Raw genomic sequence first — 14848 nt, forward strand, 5'->3', positions numbered from 1 at the left:
ATCAGATGGGATTCTGTGAGCGTCATGCGGCAGCTCCTTGCCAATGGTCAGCAGTGAGGTTTGCGAAGCGAGTTTGGTTGGCGATAAAGGCTGCGCGTACATAGCCCGTAGGCCCTTGGCGTTGTTTGCCGATAATCAGCTCGGCAATCCCCTTGAACTCGGTGTTTTCGTTGTACACCTCGTCTCGGTACACGAAGAGGATGATGTCGGCGTCTTGCTCGATCGCTCCGCTGTCGCGCAGATCGGCGTTGACTGGTCGTTTGTTCTGACGTTGCTCCAGAGCCCGGTTGAGCTGAGAAAGAGCTACGAAGGGGCAGTTGAATTCCTTCGCGATTCCCTTGAGGGAACGAGATATCTCGCTGATCTCATTGGCCCGGTTCTCTTGCCCAGGGCAGCGCATGAGTTGCAGGTAATCCGCCATGATCAAGCAGGGCCTCCCAAAGCGCCGGCTAGCGCGTCGAACCTTGGCGCGCATCGCAGCAGGAGTGAGGTTTGCACTGTCATCGATGACCAGACGGTTGCCGTATGCGCTCATGCGATGCACGGCGGCGGAGAGTTTGGGCCAGTCCTCGTCCTGCAACTGACCGGACAGGAGCCTGCTCAGGTCGATGTGGCCCAAAATTGCCAGCATTCGGTAGATGAGGGCCTCGGTAGGCATCTCCATGCTGAAAACCAGCACGATCTCGTCAGGCTTACTGTTCAGCGCGGCATCTACGATGCTCAAGCAGAACGAGGTCTTGCCCATGGATGGGCGCGCGCCGACGATGATCAGGTCTGCTGGCTGCAGGCCGCGCGTCATTTCATCGAGATCGGTGATGCCTGTTGGCACCCCCGTTACGGTCACATGACCGTTGAAATTCGCGTCGATCTTGTCGACGACAGAGAGCAGTGCCTCGTTCATGTTGGCGAATTCACGTACAACGCGACCTTCGCCCAGCGCGAACAGCTTCTGCTCGAGCGTGTCCTGAACCTCCGCCGCGTCAGCAGCAAGTTCAGCTGCATCCCGTGTCCCCTGGAAACACAGGGACATGATGCGACGAAGGTGTGCGCGATTACGCACGATCTCCGCATACGATTGGATATTCGCTACAGACGGGGTGTTCTTGGCCAGCTCTGCCAGGTAGGAAAGTCCTCCAACCTCCTCGGGGACGGCCATCTGCTCGAAAATCGTGACCACGTCGAAAGGGCTGTTTTTCTCTGACAGTTCTTGGATAGCGGTGAAAATCAGCCTGTGTTCGCCCCGAAAGAAGTCATCTGCCTGCAGTAGGTCACCGACGAGATCCCAGGCTTCGTTGTCCAGCATCAGCCCGCCCAGGACGCCCTGTTCCGCCTCCATGGAGTGAGGAGGTGAATAGCTCAGGTCGGTCATCTGGCACCCCCGTGGGAAATGCCAGGCTGTTCGGTGCGGCCAACTCCGTGGTGGAGCTGAGCATGCCGGCCTTGCCGAATACCTGCGTACAGAGAGCTACGATCGTGGCCTTTGGCTTCGCTTGGCGTGATGTCGCTTTGCTTCAAGTCAGGGTGATGCACGGTCAAGTAGGCCGTGATCTCAGCCTTGATCTCCGGAGCCAGGTCACCCGCGAACTCTCGAACTTTGTAGGCCACTGCTCCAATCCAACCCTCCGCAAACAGTTGGCCGCGGCGTCGTTTGGTCTTCAGCTGGCACCGTTTCTGCTGCGAGACATGCTCGCGACGTGCTTTCTGTAACTGCAGGACGAGGCTGCTGTAGGCATAGGCAGCCAGATCCGGACCGATACCCTTGCCCAGGAACTTGAAGCAGTAACCCTTCAATGGGTGGTAGTAAGAGAGGTGGCTGCAGTCGAATGCGGCTGCACATGTTCCGGCGAGGGCATGCAACCAATCCGCTGGGGATCGACGTGTGCCCGTGGGGATACTTGCTTCAAGAACTTGGCTGGCCCGCAGTTCGTCTGCGTCGATGTTGTACTGGGCCATGAGCGAGCGGGCCTGGCGCAATGCGATTGCTGCCTCGTTCGTGTTTGCCCCTGGGCTGTTGGCCAAGGCCATCAGCTTGGTGACTTTGTCGAGGATCTTCTGCTTGTCCATCAGGAGCCCTCCCCAAGTTGGCGAGGTTGTCCACGCATAGCTGATGCGATCAGCACCAGGAGATTCAGCGTCCCGACCGTGCCGAGCGCATAGGCCGAGTAGACCGAACCCTGCAGAGCGATTTCGGCGAGCGGGGCTTTGAAGATCGAACCCAAGCCATAGGCGGTCGCCAGTGCCACAGAGCAGTTCATGAGGTACAGGCAAAGCGTGCCAGCGAACTGGGAAATAGAGGCAGGATTCATCATGCAGCCTCCGCGCGATGAGCCTTCGAAGCCGCTAAGGCCGCTTTGTAACTGGCCTTGGCGTCTTTCTTGGTCTTGCACCACTCGCCCGTAGCACGGCTTGAGCTCATGCGACAGCCGGACTCTATAGAGATCAGGCTGCCCACTTCGCTGTAGCCGAATGACTTACAACGATGCTCAATCGTGGGTTTTTCGATCCCGAGCCATTCGTGAAACTCAAGCCCGCTGTCTGCATCCAGAAACTCGTCATACCGAGTGAGTTTTGGTAGCGGAGGGAGGCTGGTCTCTGCGAAGTGCTGGCCCTGACTCGTAGCGCGATAAACAACTTCATCCTGGGGACAAAAAGCTGGAGGCTTTCCGCACGACATGAGCCCTGCTGCGACGAGCACGTCGAGCTGTCGTGCATCGCTGCAACCTGGGCTTGTGAGAAAGTAATTGCGGCTAACTGTGCGCCGGTGTCTGTTTTCGGCGGACAGACCCAAGGTGTGCCAGAGAAGGTCGAGCTGCTGTTGGCTGACGTTGTTCATGCTTGGCCCTCCTGCTTCGCCCCATCGGGGGAGAGAGCCTCTTTCCACAGGCGCAGGGTCTCGCGTTCGTCTGCTGTCAAGGCAGCCAGGCCAACAGCTTCGGCCACTTTCTCCTGCAGGAGTCGCAGACGTTCCTCAACCGACGAACCATCGTCATAAGCAAGGTGGCTGGTCAGGTCGCTGATCATGAAGTAACGGAGTGTTTGGATATTCCCGACCCGGTGTTGCTCAGGTGAGGCCCCGTAGAGTCGATCAGGCGTCTTCAGATCGCTCCTGACGTAGAGGTTGAATTCAGATGGGTTGTAGGAGGTATGGAACTGTCGTGCACGATTCAGGATGAGTGCAGCCTTGATCGTCTCGAGCCGTTCTTCATGGGTTTCGGTGGGCAAGGGGAATGTACGCGCAACGAGCTGCTTCGCCAGTGCATCACGGGCATCTTGCCGGCGTTTCGTGTCCTTCTCGGTCCGAACAAGTTTTTCCTTGGCATGAGTAACGTTGTTGCCGATGGATTCAACCAGGCGCGATGCGTCGAGCAGAAGCTGCCGTTGAGCATCGGTCAGGTGCTCTCCGAGTTTTCCGAGTAGCCCAGACTCTTTATTCCAGTGATACCCGAACTTGCGCAGATCACCTGCGATGGAGGTGAGCCGGGTTTGGACGCTGCGAAGGTCCTTGGCGGAGTGCGTTCTCCCGAGTTGCAGAACCAGTTCGGTAGTGATGTCGCTGGCATCGGTGATGACGATGGGTCTCTTGGCCATCTCAGCGCCCTTCTTTGACGATTTGGGCTACACGCTCTTCGGTCATTGCCTCGAAGCGGTCCGTCCACTCAGGGAAGGCCTCGATCGCCAAGCTGCGGATGATGTTCAGCGCCGCCGGCGACTTACGGTTCGAAGGTTGACGATATTCAAGCCGATGCGCCGGCACGCCTTGGCTCGCGGCTTTCTTGAAGATGACGGCATCTGGAATGATCGATTGCAGGACGGTGTAGTCTGGGTTCCCGTCGAAGATTTCACGGACGGTGCGGTGGATCTCGCGCGCGTCAGCAGTTTCATCCAGGCCGTTGATGATGATGTTGATGTGGGGAATGGTGAGGCCGAGACGAGCGTAACTGCGCAGGCCATCCATCATATGGATGGTTCCACGGCTGAATTCGCGCGCGGCCAACATGTTCGGGGGGAGGGGGGAGAGGATGATATCAGATGCAAGAACGACCATCTCCAGCATCGCAGAGCGGGCGCCCTGGGTGTCAAAGAGGATGAGATCGTAATCGGCATCGAAAGCCGACATCAGGTTGGCTAGTCGCAGTCTGCCATCAGGCGCCTGCAGTATGAGGTTGTTGAGCTGGTTGTTGGCATCGTTCGAAATGATGACGTCGAGATTCTTGATCGACGTGCGGGAGATGATCTTGGCCGGGTCGGTCTCGTTGTACGACAGCAGCTCGAAAATGCCGCCCGGGGCAGTGTACTCCAGGGGGAAATAGGAGGATGCGGAAGGCTGGACGGGGTCCAGATCGATGAGGAGGGTGCGCAACCCAGCGTCTGCTGTGAATGCCCCCAGATTGGTGGAGCCGGTGGATTTACCGGTGCCGCCTTTGGTTGAAACCTTACCTGCTCGTTTTGCTTTCTTCGGATGTGTCATTGCCATGCCTCTAATGTGGATTTCATTAGAGGCTGCGTGCCTAGGCGCGGAATGGTGCTGAAAACCCCTCCCTAGGTGGAATTATCGGCCTAGATCCCAATTGTCTTTTAACCAATTGGTCGTAGGTTCGAATCCTACACGACCCACCATATGCAGTAACACAAAGCCCGCAACCAGCAATGGTCGCGGGCTTTGTCGTTCTGGGCTTTCAAGAACGGCAAAGGCCCACACCCTCAAAGGCTGCGGGCCTGGCCAATCAGCACAGCTTCAGTTCGAAGAAGTTGTACTTGCCGCCGTTGCTGCCCCAGCTCACATGCAAGATCGAGCCTTGGCCATAGTTAACGACGCTGGCATCGGCGTGGTAGCCAAAAGCTGAAATGCCACCACTGACCTGTTCCAGTTCGTCATCGTCGAGTGTGCGCAGGTTTTCAAGTTCGGTATTCACGGATGAGTCCTCTTCAAGTTGTGTTGTTCCGTCACCGGCAAAGCGTTTACCGGACCTGGCAAATCATGTGAAGGGGCTGCCGCTTGAAGCAATAGCACGGGTGACCTAGTGTCCTAGTGCCACAATGTGATGCCGTTCTCGCTGCGTCGCGCACTAGTGCATCTGTACTAGTGCCCGTTGTGACTGGCTTGATTAGTCTGGCCTGGCCCGATGCCGGACTTGCTGCGGGCGATTTCGCAACTGCCAGAAGTAGGCCAGGGAATGCTATTTCGTAAGGAAGCACTGCAATCAGGGGCCCGCAACGACCTGGGCAGCGTGATATTGGTATCGCCACCCTCCTTGCGCATCGCCAGCGCCTGTGCGCTGCTGTTCTGCATTGCCGTAGGCCTGTTCATCACCTTTGCCAGCTACACGCGGCGTGAAGCCGTGAGCGGCGTGCTGGTGCCCGAGGCCGGGGTGATCAAGGTCTTCGCCCCGCAGATTGGAGTGGTGCAGGACCTTCAGATCAGCGATGGCGAGCACGTCAAGGCGGGACAGGTCCTGTTGACCTTGGCCAGTGACACCCGCAACGGTGAGGCAGCTGCCAACCAGGATGCCATCAGCCGCCTGCTTGCCAGGCGCAACAACAGCCTGGCCGACGAAATTGCCGAAACCCGCGTGCTTCACCAGCAAGAACATGAGGGCAAGACCCGTCGCCTCGGCATGCTGGAAGGTGAACAGGAAAAAGTCTCCGCGCAGATTGCCCTCACTCGCCAGCGCCTGGCGCTGGCCCAGGGTATCGCCGAACGCTACGCCGAGCTGCAACGTCAGGACTTCGTTTCCCGTGACCTGCTCCAGGCCCGCCAGGATGCCGTGCTGGAAATGCGCCTGCGCGCCGAAGAACTGAACCGCTCGCTGCTGGCCCTGCGCAACGAAAGCGCCGCGTTGCGCGCCGAACTTGCCGAATTGCCTTACCAGCAGACCAAGCAGATGGCGGAGCTGCAGCGCCGGCTGCTGGAGAGCCAGAGCAGCCTGCTGGAAAGCGAGGTCAAGCGCCAAGTGATGATCACCGCCCCGGTGGCCGGGGAGGTGGCGGCGCTAGGCGTGGTCAACGGGGCGCGCGCCGATACCGGTCGCCCGCTGCTTAGCCTGGTACCGCAGGACAGCCGCCTTTATGCGGAGCTCCATGTGCCCAGCCGCTCGGCCGGCTTCGTGCGGCCAGGGAATACGGTGCTGCTGCGCTACCAGGCCTTCCCCTACCAGCATTTTGGCCTGGCCCGCGGTACCGTCGCCTCGGTTTCCCGCAGCGCCATGCCGGCTGACGAGGTCATGAGCGTTGGCGTGCCCTCCGAGGCGTTGCGCGAACAAGGGCCGCTGTATCGGGTCAAGGTCACGCTGGAGCGACAAAGTCTGTTCGCCCGCGGCGGTGAAGAACCCCTGCGCTCCGGCATGCAGCTGGACGCGGACATCATGCTGGAGGAGTTGCCGCTCTACGAATGGTTGCTCGAGCCCCTGCGCGGCATAGGAAAACGCTTGTGAGCCTTTACCATTCCCTGAGCTTTGGCATCGGCCGCAAGCTGCCTGTGATGCTGCAGGTCGAGGCTGCCGAATGTGGCCAGGCCTGCCTGGCGATGGTTGCCGCCTATCACGGCCAGGTGCATGACATGCAGGGCCTGCGCCAGAAGCTCGCGCCTTCCATGAAAGGGGCCACGCTCAAGCAACTGATGGCCATGGCCGGTCACTTGGGCCTGGCCACGCGACCGCTGCGTCTGGAGCTGGAGGCACTGCCGCAATTGCGTCTGCCGTGCATACTGCACTGGGAGTTCAATCACTTCGTGGTGCTCAAGGAGGTCGGCCCGCGGGGCGTGGTCATCCATGACCCGGCGCGCGGGGTGTGCAAGCTTGGCCTCGAAGAGGTCTCCAGGGCCTTCACTGGCGTCGCCCTGGAGCTATGGCCTCACAGCGATTTCCAGCCAGGCGTGGTGAAGACGCGGCTGTCCCTGCGGCGCTTGCTGGGCAAGGTCGAGGGATTTGGCAGCGTATTCGCCCAGGTATTGGCGCTGGGCCTGGCGTTGGAGCTGTGCACGGTGCTGGCGCCGTTCTTCATGCAGACGGTGATCGACAAAGTGCTGGTCAGTGCCGATCGTGACCTGCTGGCGGTGCTGGCCATCGGCTTCGGCCTGATGCTGCTGGCCCAGCAGGTGCTGTCGCTGGGGCGTTCGTGGGCCTTGATGTACCTGGGTACGCTGCTTGGCAGCCAGTGGCAGATCAATGTCTTCAACCACCTGGTACGCCTGCCGGTGGCGTTCTTCGAGCGGCGCCATCTGGGCGATATCATTTCTCGCTTCAGTTCGCTCAAGGCGATCCAGCGCACCCTCACCACCTCGTTCATCGAAGCCCTGCTCGATGGCCTGATGACCGTGGTCACGCTGGCCCTGATGTTTCTCTACAGCCCGCCGTTGGCGTTCATTGCGGTGTTTGCCATGCTGCTGTACGGGTTGGCGCGCTGGGCCTGGTTCGGGCCGCTGCGACGGGCCAGCGAAGATGAACTGGTGCATGCAGCCAGGCAGCAGAGCCATTTTCTCGAAACCATGCGCGGCGTGCGCACGCTGAAGCTGTTCGCTCATCAGGAGCAGCGCGCGACGACCTGGAGTGGCCTGCTGATCGACGAGATCAATGCCGGTTTGCGGCCGCAGAAGCTGCAACTGCTGTACCGCGCCTTCAACGGTTTGCTGTTCGGCCTGGTGACCCTGCTGGTGATCTGGCTGGGCGCCCGGCAGGTGATGGACGGTGCGCTCAGCGCCGGCATGCTGATCGCTTTCAGTGCCTACAAGGACCAGTTCAACAGCCGCGTGTCCGGGCTGATCGACAAGCTGGTCGACGTGGTGATGCTGCGCCTGCATGGTGAGCGCCTGTCGGACATTGTGCTGGAGGCCGCCGAACCGCAGTCACCGCCATTGCCGGAGGCAGACGCAGGGCCGGTGCCGCGCCTGGAAGTGCGTCAGCTGAGGTTCCGCTATAACGCCTACGAGCCGTGGGTACTGGACGGCGTTTCGCTGGTCATCGAACCGGGTGAGTCGCTGGCCATCGTCGGCCCTTCAGGTTGCGGCAAAAGTACGCTGTTGAACGTGATGCTGGGCATCCTCGTACCGGTGGAAGGGCAGGTACTGCTCGATGGCGAGCCCATCGACGCCCGCTCGGTAAGCCGGCTGCGCCGGATCAGCGCCACGGTGCTGCAGGACGACGTGCTGTTCGCCGGCTCGATCGCCGACAACATCAGCTTTTTCGCCACCGACGCCGACCCGGCCTGGATCGAACAGTGTGCACGCCTGGCTGCCGTGCATGACGACATCGCGCGCATGCCGATGGCCTACAACACGCTGGTCGGCGACATGGGCGCAGTGCTCTCCGGCGGGCAGAAGCAGCGTATCCTGTTGGCCCGCGCGCTGTACCGCCGCCCGAAGCTGCTGTTCCTCGACGAAGCCACCAGCCACCTGGACATCCAGCGCGAGGCGGCCGTCAACCAGGCGCTGGAAGCGCTGCACATAACCCGCGTGATCGTCGCCCATCGGCCGGATACCATCCGCTCGGCCCAGCGGGTGGTGGCGCTGCTCGACGGGCGGCTGACGAGCGCATCATGAAGCGCCGCGCAATGCTGGCCATGCTGCTTTGTCTGTGCGGCCTTCAGGGCCAGGCCGCGCAGCCCCTGCAAGCCTGCCCCGGACCATGGCCTGCCGACCGGCCGCTGTCCTTGTCCCGCGCCGTGGCCATGGCCTTGTGCGCCGACCCCGAGCTGCAGGCCGCCTGGCGTACGGAATTGAGCAGCCAGGCCAGCATGGAGGCCGAACGCTCGGCCTACTGGCCGACCTTGCAGGGGCAGGCGAACAGTGGCCGGGCCAACCGCAAAACGCGCTATGACGGTTTTCCCGAAGCCAACTCCAGCCTCGACGCCCGGACCAGCGGCTATGGGCTGAGCCTCAACTGGGTGCTGTACGACTTCGGCCTGCGCGACGCCAGGGTGGAAAGCGCCCGCCAGTTGCTCAATGCGGCCAGCAGCAGTCGGGTGGAAAAGATCCAGCAGGTGGTACTCGGCACCAGCAAGGCGTTCTACCAGGTGCAGGCCAGCAGTGCCTTGCTCGAAGCCCGGCGCAGCATCGAGGCGCTGGCGGCCGACAGCTTGCGGGTGACCACCGCCAAGCACCAGGCCGGGGCAGGGGAGCGCGCTGATCGCTTGCAGGCACAGACCACCTTCGAGCAGGCGCAGTTGGAGCGGGTGTTGGCCGAAGGTGACCTGGCCATTGCCCGCGGTGCGCTGGCCAGCGCTTTGAACCTGTCGCCTTCCGCGCCGCTGCGCCTGGAAGCACTGGACGAGCCGCAAGGCCAGGAAGCGCGCTTCATGCAAAGTGTCGATGCGTTGATGGAGCAGGCCCGGCAGACCCACCCGTCAGTGGACAGCGCTCGCGCCCAATGGGCCTCCAGCCTGGCCAAGGCCGAGGCGGAGCGGGCCCAGGGGCGGCCGACCATCTCGCTGTACAGCGACTACCGGCATGAGGATACGCCGGTCGAACAGGTGGCCTCGCGGCAGCAGATCGAAACCTGGACCGTGGGCGTGCAGGTCAGCGTGCCGATCTTCGATGGCTTTCTGGCCCGCCGCCGGGCGCGGGCGGCCGAGGCGGAAGCGGCGGCGCGGGAGCAGGACCTGTACGGTGCGCAGCGGGCCATCGCCCTGAGTGTCTGGCGCAGCCGCCAATCCCTGGAGGCGCGCACCCAGGCGCTGGTCATCAGCCGTCGGCTGGTCGCCAGTGCCCGTCAGTCGCACCGGGTGGCGCTGGGGCGGTACAAGGCCGGCGTCGGCAGCATCATCGAGCTGCTCAATGCCCAGAACGATCTGGCCAACGCGCAGCAACGGCGGGTCGCGTCGGTGGTCGACTGGTACACCGCGCGCCTGCAACTGGCTGCTGACCTCGGCCAGCTGGACGGCCGCGAGTATTGACGCGGGGGTTACTCCGCCCAGGCCGGGTCACCGGTGAACACCACGGTGATCCAGCGATCCGGGCCTTCGCCGCCGACTGCCTCGCCGACTTCGTCACGCAAGGCATCCCACTCGGCGATCGAGCGCGGCGGCATGTCCGCCGGCACGATGAAATAGAGTTCGATCTCGCGTGAGCGCCCGACCTTGGCCACGTAGGCCTTGTAGGACTTCAAGCCGTGCCTGGCGACGAACTGTCGGGCGATGGTGTCGACATGCAGCTTGAGGTCGCCCGGTGTCACCAAAAAAATCTCTGACAGCGCCTGACGCACCACCGACAGCGGCAGCGGAATGATCACCAGGCAGACCAGTGCCAGTACCGCCGGGTCGATGTACGGCGATACCCACTCCCATTGCGTGCCCTGCACGGCGTAACCAAAGCAGAAGGCAATCAACAGGGCGGCGGTGATGCTGGCCGACATCACCCAGCCTTTGACGTCCATGCGCACGAAGTCTGACTTGAGCTTGCGGTTGGCGCGATGTTCCACCACGGCGATGGTCGCGCAGGCGACCACGGTCAGCAGCGCATAGACCATGGCGATGCCGAACTCCAGGTGGCGGCCGCCTTGCAGCAGGCTGCTGACTGCGTTGATCAGCGCGTAGATGGCGACGCCGCTGAGCAGGATGCCATTGAGTGCCAGGACCATCGGCTCCAGGTGCCAGAAGCCCATGGTGAAGCGCTCGCGCAGCTTGCGCGAGAGTTGCAGACTGGTGGCGTGCGAGGTGATCAGTTTGACCACCACCAGCGACAGGCCGCTCATGCTGGCGTCGACCAGCGAATAGACGCCGTCGAAGACGATCGAGAAAGAGCCGGAGGCCAGGCCGAAGCCGATACCGATGGTGGCGATGAACAAGGTAACGGCGATCGAGGTGCGTAACAGGCCCTGTTCGCTGGTGATATCGAAGAAGGAAGAACGGGTTGCGGTTTGCATGGGGTGTGCTCGGTAAATAGCGATGTTTCTATGTTGGCTGTGCTGGCCCCTTCGCGGGTGAACCCGCTCCCACAGATACAGCGCAGCTCGCTGGGCGATATTCCTGTGGGAGCGGGCAGAGGCCCTTACAGGCTAGACGCGAAACTGTTCCATCAATGCCTGCTGTTGATTCGCCAGGCGATTTAGCGCCTGGCTGATGCGTGCCGATTCATCCGCCTGGCCCGCGAGCGATTCGGTCACGTCGCGAATCCCGGCCACATTGCGGTTCACTTCCTCGGCCACCGCGCTCTGCTCCTCGGCCGCCGAGGCAATCTGCAGGTTCATGTCGCTGATCACCGCCACGGCCTCGCCGATGCGCTCCAGTGCGGGCAGCGCCTGCTCCATGCGCGTGGCGCTGGCCTGAGCCTGGCGCTGGCCTTCATGCATGGCGCCAACCACGTCCTGGGTGCCTTGCTGTAGCCCTTCGATCACTTGGCGGATCTCTTCCACCGACACCTGGGTGCGCTGGGCCAGGCTGCGCACTTCATCGGCGACCACGGCAAAGCCACGCCCGGCCTCGCCTGCGCGAGCGGCTTCGATGGCGGCATTGAGCGCCAGCAGGTTGGTCTGCTCGGCAATGGCGCGGATCACCTCAAGCACCGAGCCGATCTGCTCGCTGCGCTGCTCCAGCGCTCGGGCCTCGCCCATGGCGGCGTCCATGCCGGTGGCCAGTTGGTCGATACTCTGGCGGGTGCTGGCGATCAACTGCAAGCCTTCACGGCTGGCCTGATCGGCGCCGCGTGCAGCCTGGGCGGCCTGGGCCGCGTTGTGGGCGACATCCTGAGCGGTGGCGCTCATTTCGTTGGCGGCGGTGGCGACCTGTTCGATTTCCCGCTGCTGTTGCTGCATGCCATTGCTGGTCTGGCTGGCAATAGCGGCGGATTGGTCGGCGGTGCCGCGGGCTTCGAGCAGCGAGCCTTTGACCTGGGCGATCACCGGCTGGAGCTTGTCGAGGAAGCGGTTGAACCAGCCTGTCAGCTGGCCCAGTTCGTCCTGGCGGGCGTAGTCCAGGCGACGGGTCAGGTCGCCTTCACCACTGGCGATGTCTTTCAGCCGGTCGGCCACGGCGAGGATCGGCCGGGTCACGCCCCGCGCCGTCAGCCAGACCAGCAGCAGGCCGATGATGGCGGCGCCCAGGCCGATCAGCAGGCTGGTCAGGTTGGCGCTCTGGTTATGAGCGTCCAGGCGCTGGTTGAGGGCCAGGGCCGGCGCTTGCAGCACTGCCTCAGGCAGCTCCAGTTGCACCTGCCACGGGGTGGCGTCGGGGATCGGCGCGAACGGCCGGGTGACGCGCAGCAGGCCCTGGTCCACTTCTTTGTCCAGCGGCTGGCCCAGCTTGCTGGCGTCACGGCTATGCCCTGCGAGCAGGCCGGCAGCGCTGACGATGCTGACCTGGCCCTGGCCATCGAACAGCTCTTGGCGGCCATCCAGGCTCAGTTGCTGGAGGTTATCCAGGCCGATGTCCAGACCGACCACGCCCACCACCTTGCCGTTTTCCAGCAGGGGCAGGGCGATGCTGGTCATCAGCACCTGGTGGCCGTTGACCTCGTCGAGGTAGGGTTCGAGCACGCAGGCCCGGGTGGTTTCCTGCGGGCAGGTCAGCCAGCGGTTCCTGGCCAGGCCATTGGTGCCAGGGCTATTGTCGTTCAGCATCGATTCGGGCATCGCCTCAAGGTCCAGGGTGCCTGGGCGAGGTTGCGACCAATACAATGAGAAGCGCCCGCTTTCGTTGCTGCCGCTGGTCTCCTGGCCGATGAACTGGTTATCCAGATGGTCGAGCGCATTGGGCTGGAACACCAGGTACAGGCCGATCACGTCCGGGTTGCCGGCCAGGCTGGCATGGGCCTGGCGGGTCAATTCGGCGCGCAGGTCGGTGCCGCCCTTGGCCTTGAGCACCTGTACCAGGCGGGCGAAGCCGTTGCCGTACTGGTAGGCGTCCATGAAGTAGCGCTGGATGCGCAGCGCCTGGGTTTCGGCGTGGGCCTGCAGGCGCAGGCGTGCGCTGTGTTCGAGCATTTCGGTACTGGCCTGGTTGACCAGCGCCGCGCTACGCCGCGACTGGGTCAGTGAGCTGGCGACCAGCGAGGCGACGATGACCAGCAGGCAGAGGCCGGTGAGCAGGGTGATCTTCCACTGGATGGACAGGCGACGCAGCAGCATGAGGACTTTCCTTATCGGGCAACAACAACGCCCGCGTTCAGGCGCGGGCGTTGTCGGTGGCTGGAGTCAATCAGCGACGTAGTTCGGTGGCGAGACCCGGAAGGCCTTGGTCAGCCACGCCAGGTGCAGCAGCCCCGCCAGTGCCCAGAGGCCGCCGAAGATCAACGAGTTCTCGTTGAGGTCGAGCCAGAGCTTGGCGATGATGCAGAAGCCGATGGTTGGCAGCACCAGGTACTTCATCTTGTTGGCCAGCCCCTGGCGATTGCCCTCGCGCAGGTAGCAGTGGCAGATCACCGACAGGTTGACGAAGCTGAACGCGACCAGGGCGCCGAAGTTGATGATCGAGGTGGCGGTGACCAGGTCGAAGAAGATTGCCGAGAGGGCGATCACGCCGACCACGGCGATGTTCACGATTGGCGTCTTGTAGCGCGGGTGCAGGCGGGCGAACACGCCGCTCGGGATCACATTGTCGCGGCCCATCACATACAGCAGGCGCGATACGCTGGTCTGCGAAGCCAGGCCCGAGGCGATGGTGTTGATCACCGTGCAGGCGATGAAAACCGACTGGAACAGCTTGCCACCGACATACAAGGCGATTTCCGGCAATGCTGCTTCCGGGTCGTGGAAGCGTGCGTTGGTCGGGAAGTAGGCCTGCATGAAGTACGACACGGCGATGAACACCACGCCACCGATCAGGGCGGTGAGGAAGATCGCCCGCGGGATGATCTTGCCTGGCTCCTTGGTTTCTTCGGACAGGCAGGTCACTGCGTCGAAGCCCAGGAACGAGAAGCACAGGATGGTTGCACCGGCAGCCAGGGCGCTGAGTTGCGTCTGCGGGTCGGCGAACGGGGTCAGGCTCCAGGTGCTCCCCAGCCCCTCGCCCTGACCCAGGCCGCGAATGCACAGGTAGATGAACACCGACATGATCATCAGCTGCACCACCACGAACAACAGGTTGAAGTGCGCGACCAGATTGATACTGCGCATGTTGATCAGGCTGATCAGGGTGACGAAGCCGGCCACCCACATCCACGCCGGCACTTCAGGGAACATCGCCGAAAGGTAGAGCTTGGCCAGCAGGGCGTTGACCATGGGCAGCAAGAGGTAGTCCAGCAGCGAAGACCAGCCGACCAGGAAGCCAACGTGCGGGTTGATGGCGCGTTGGGTGTAGGTATAGGCGGAGCCGGACTGCGGGAACCGGCGTACCAGTGTGCCGTAGCTCACAGCGGTGAACAGAACGCCGGCCAGGGCCAGCAGATAGGCACTGGGAACGTGGCCGTTGGTAACGCCGGACACGATGCCGAACGTGTCGAACACGGTCATCGGCGTGAGGTACGCCAGACCGATGATGACCACGTGCCAGAGGCGCAGGGATTTACGGAATTGGCCGTTGCCGGTGGCGTTGTGGTCATGCTGCATGCTGGTGTGGCTCCATGTTGTTCACCTTTTTGTTTGGAGCAGAGATAGGCGCGGGCTAGGCGCCGACGTCAGGCTTGCAGTGCCTTGGCGAGGAGGTTGAAGCGTGCGGGCAGGGGCATCCGAGCATCATGACGGCGCGACTTTTTCTTCTTCGTGGATCGGGCGCTGAGCGAGGTGGTGAAAATAAAAAACGATTGGTAGGGAGGCGTCAAGTTAAACATGACAAGATGTTGCGAAATTGAAATATTTATTAGGTAAACACCCTGAATGTTCGATTTTTGCGCGTTTTTTTGCGGTTTCGAGCGAGCTCGATGTTCGTAAAAATGAACGATTGTCGGACGCTTCGCAAATTCATCCTTTCTGCCTTGAGGCCGTCA

13 protein-coding genes and 1 pseudogene are annotated in these 14848 nt (G+C 62.2%); 3 read left to right on the forward strand and 11 right to left on the reverse strand.

From position 1 onward, the window contains the following. Window positions 1-22 precede the first annotated feature (22 nt). From dnaB to CQW31_RS22575, 7 genes are all read right to left on the reverse strand, one after another. A complete protein-coding gene (dnaB, locus tag CQW31_RS22545; protein WP_028692976.1) occupies window positions 23-1369 on the reverse strand; it encodes a replicative DNA helicase in 1347 nt (448 codons plus the stop codon). Beyond that, window positions 1366-2064 carry a DUF2786 domain-containing protein gene (locus tag CQW31_RS22550; protein ID WP_023628766.1) on the reverse strand — a complete coding sequence of 233 codons (699 nt, stop codon included), beginning with the start codon at window positions 2062-2064 and terminating at the stop codon, window positions 1366-1368. Before CQW31_RS22550 ends, dnaB begins: the two co-directional genes overlap by 4 nt. Next, window positions 2064-2309 (reverse strand): hypothetical protein, encoded by a 246-nt coding sequence (locus tag CQW31_RS22555; RefSeq protein ID WP_023628765.1) that lies wholly within the window; start codon window positions 2307-2309, stop codon window positions 2064-2066. The genes CQW31_RS22550 and CQW31_RS22555 overlap by 1 nt, the downstream gene beginning before the upstream one ends. Further along, window positions 2306-2833 carry a hypothetical protein gene (locus CQW31_RS22560; protein ID WP_023628764.1) on the reverse strand — a complete coding sequence of 176 codons (528 nt, stop codon included), beginning with the start codon at window positions 2831-2833 and terminating at the stop codon, window positions 2306-2308. The genes CQW31_RS22555 and CQW31_RS22560 overlap by 4 nt, the downstream gene beginning before the upstream one ends. Next, complete coding sequence (locus CQW31_RS22565; protein WP_023628763.1) at window positions 2830-3588, reverse strand: hypothetical protein; 759 nt, start codon at window positions 3586-3588, stop codon at window positions 2830-2832. Before CQW31_RS22565 ends, CQW31_RS22560 begins: the two co-directional genes overlap by 4 nt. Before the next feature lies 1 nt (window position 3589). Continuing rightward, window positions 3590-4468 carry a ParA family protein gene (locus CQW31_RS22570; RefSeq protein WP_023628762.1) on the reverse strand — a complete coding sequence of 293 codons (879 nt, stop codon included), beginning with the start codon at window positions 4466-4468 and terminating at the stop codon, window positions 3590-3592. 256 nt (window positions 4469-4724) lie between these two features. After that, on the reverse strand, window positions 4725-4913 hold the full coding sequence (locus CQW31_RS22575) for a bacteriocin (protein WP_099815429.1): 189 nt from the start codon (window positions 4911-4913) through the stop codon (window positions 4725-4727). A 261-nt stretch (window positions 4914-5174) separates the two neighbouring features. On the opposite strand from CQW31_RS22575, the gene CQW31_RS22580 reads away from it, so the two are divergent. From CQW31_RS22580 to CQW31_RS22590, 3 genes are read left to right on the forward strand one after another with little or no spacing between them, the layout of a single operon-like run. Further along, window positions 5175-6431 carry an HlyD family secretion protein gene (locus tag CQW31_RS22580; protein WP_099815446.1) on the forward strand — a complete coding sequence of 419 codons (1257 nt, stop codon included), beginning with the start codon at window positions 5175-5177 and terminating at the stop codon, window positions 6429-6431. 47 nt (window positions 6432-6478) lie between these two features. Then, window positions 6479-8533 carry a peptidase domain-containing ABC transporter gene (locus CQW31_RS22585; protein ID WP_249342024.1) on the forward strand — a complete coding sequence of 685 codons (2055 nt, stop codon included), beginning with the start codon at window positions 6479-6481 and terminating at the stop codon, window positions 8531-8533. Further along, complete coding sequence (locus CQW31_RS22590; protein WP_099815431.1) at window positions 8530-9885, forward strand: TolC family protein; 1356 nt, start codon at window positions 8530-8532, stop codon at window positions 9883-9885. The genes CQW31_RS22585 and CQW31_RS22590 overlap by 4 nt, the downstream gene beginning before the upstream one ends. An 8-nt stretch (window positions 9886-9893) precedes the next feature. On the opposite strand, the gene CQW31_RS22595 is transcribed toward CQW31_RS22590, so the two are convergent. From CQW31_RS22595 to CQW31_RS22605, 4 genes and pseudogenes are all read right to left on the reverse strand, one after another. Further along, window positions 9894-10853 carry a cation diffusion facilitator family transporter gene (locus CQW31_RS22595; RefSeq protein ID WP_054883384.1) on the reverse strand — a complete coding sequence of 320 codons (960 nt, stop codon included), beginning with the start codon at window positions 10851-10853 and terminating at the stop codon, window positions 9894-9896. 132 nt (window positions 10854-10985) lie between these two features. After that, window positions 10986-11741 (reverse strand): methyl-accepting chemotaxis protein, encoded by a 756-nt coding sequence (locus CQW31_RS32210; protein WP_371858390.1) that lies wholly within the window; start codon window positions 11739-11741, stop codon window positions 10986-10988. A gap of 102 nt (window positions 11742-11843) precedes the next feature. Then, a pseudogene (locus tag CQW31_RS32215) lies at window positions 11844-13052 on the reverse strand (HAMP domain-containing protein); the annotation flags it as partial. Window positions 13053-13118: 66 nt separating this feature from the next. Next, window positions 13119-14471 carry an APC family permease gene (locus CQW31_RS22605; RefSeq protein ID WP_099815433.1) on the reverse strand — a complete coding sequence of 451 codons (1353 nt, stop codon included), beginning with the start codon at window positions 14469-14471 and terminating at the stop codon, window positions 13119-13121. Window positions 14472-14848 lie beyond the last annotated feature (377 nt).

The organism is Pseudomonas sp. 382 (genome assembly GCF_002759075.1).
In the GTDB taxonomy this organism is placed as follows: Bacteria; Pseudomonadota; Gammaproteobacteria; order Pseudomonadales; family Pseudomonadaceae; genus Aquipseudomonas; species Aquipseudomonas vlassakiae.

What these genes read in the sequence shown, in the direction of transcription:
- dnaB (WP_028692976.1), bottom strand. Translation starts at nt 1,369, where the DNA reads ATGACCGACCTGAGCTATTCACCTCCTCACTCCATGGAGGCGGAACAG.
- CQW31_RS22550 (WP_023628766.1), bottom strand. Translation starts at nt 2,064, where the DNA reads ATGGACAAGCAGAAGATCCTCGACAAAGTCACCAAGCTGATGGCCTTG.
- CQW31_RS22555 (WP_023628765.1), bottom strand. Translation starts at nt 2,309, where the DNA reads ATGATGAATCCTGCCTCTATTTCCCAGTTCGCTGGCACGCTTTGCCTG.
- CQW31_RS22560 (WP_023628764.1), bottom strand. Translation starts at nt 2,833, where the DNA reads ATGAACAACGTCAGCCAACAGCAGCTCGACCTTCTCTGGCACACCTTG.
- CQW31_RS22565 (WP_023628763.1), bottom strand. Translation starts at nt 3,588, where the DNA reads ATGGCCAAGAGACCCATCGTCATCACCGATGCCAGCGACATCACTACC.
- CQW31_RS22570 (WP_023628762.1), bottom strand. Translation starts at nt 4,468, where the DNA reads ATGACACATCCGAAGAAAGCAAAACGAGCAGGTAAGGTTTCAACCAAA.
- CQW31_RS22580 (WP_099815446.1), top strand. Translation starts at nt 5,175, where the DNA reads ATGCTATTTCGTAAGGAAGCACTGCAATCAGGGGCCCGCAACGACCTG.
- CQW31_RS22585 (WP_249342024.1), top strand. Translation starts at nt 6,479, where the DNA reads ATGCTGCAGGTCGAGGCTGCCGAATGTGGCCAGGCCTGCCTGGCGATG.
- CQW31_RS22590 (WP_099815431.1), top strand. Translation starts at nt 8,530, where the DNA reads ATGAAGCGCCGCGCAATGCTGGCCATGCTGCTTTGTCTGTGCGGCCTT.
- CQW31_RS22595 (WP_054883384.1), bottom strand. Translation starts at nt 10,853, where the DNA reads ATGCAAACCGCAACCCGTTCTTCCTTCTTCGATATCACCAGCGAACAG.
- CQW31_RS32210 (WP_371858390.1), bottom strand. Translation starts at nt 11,741, where the DNA reads ATGCAGCAACAGCAGCGGGAAATCGAACAGGTCGCCACCGCCGCCAAC.
- CQW31_RS22605 (WP_099815433.1), bottom strand. Translation starts at nt 14,471, where the DNA reads ATGCAGCATGACCACAACGCCACCGGCAACGGCCAATTCCGTAAATCC.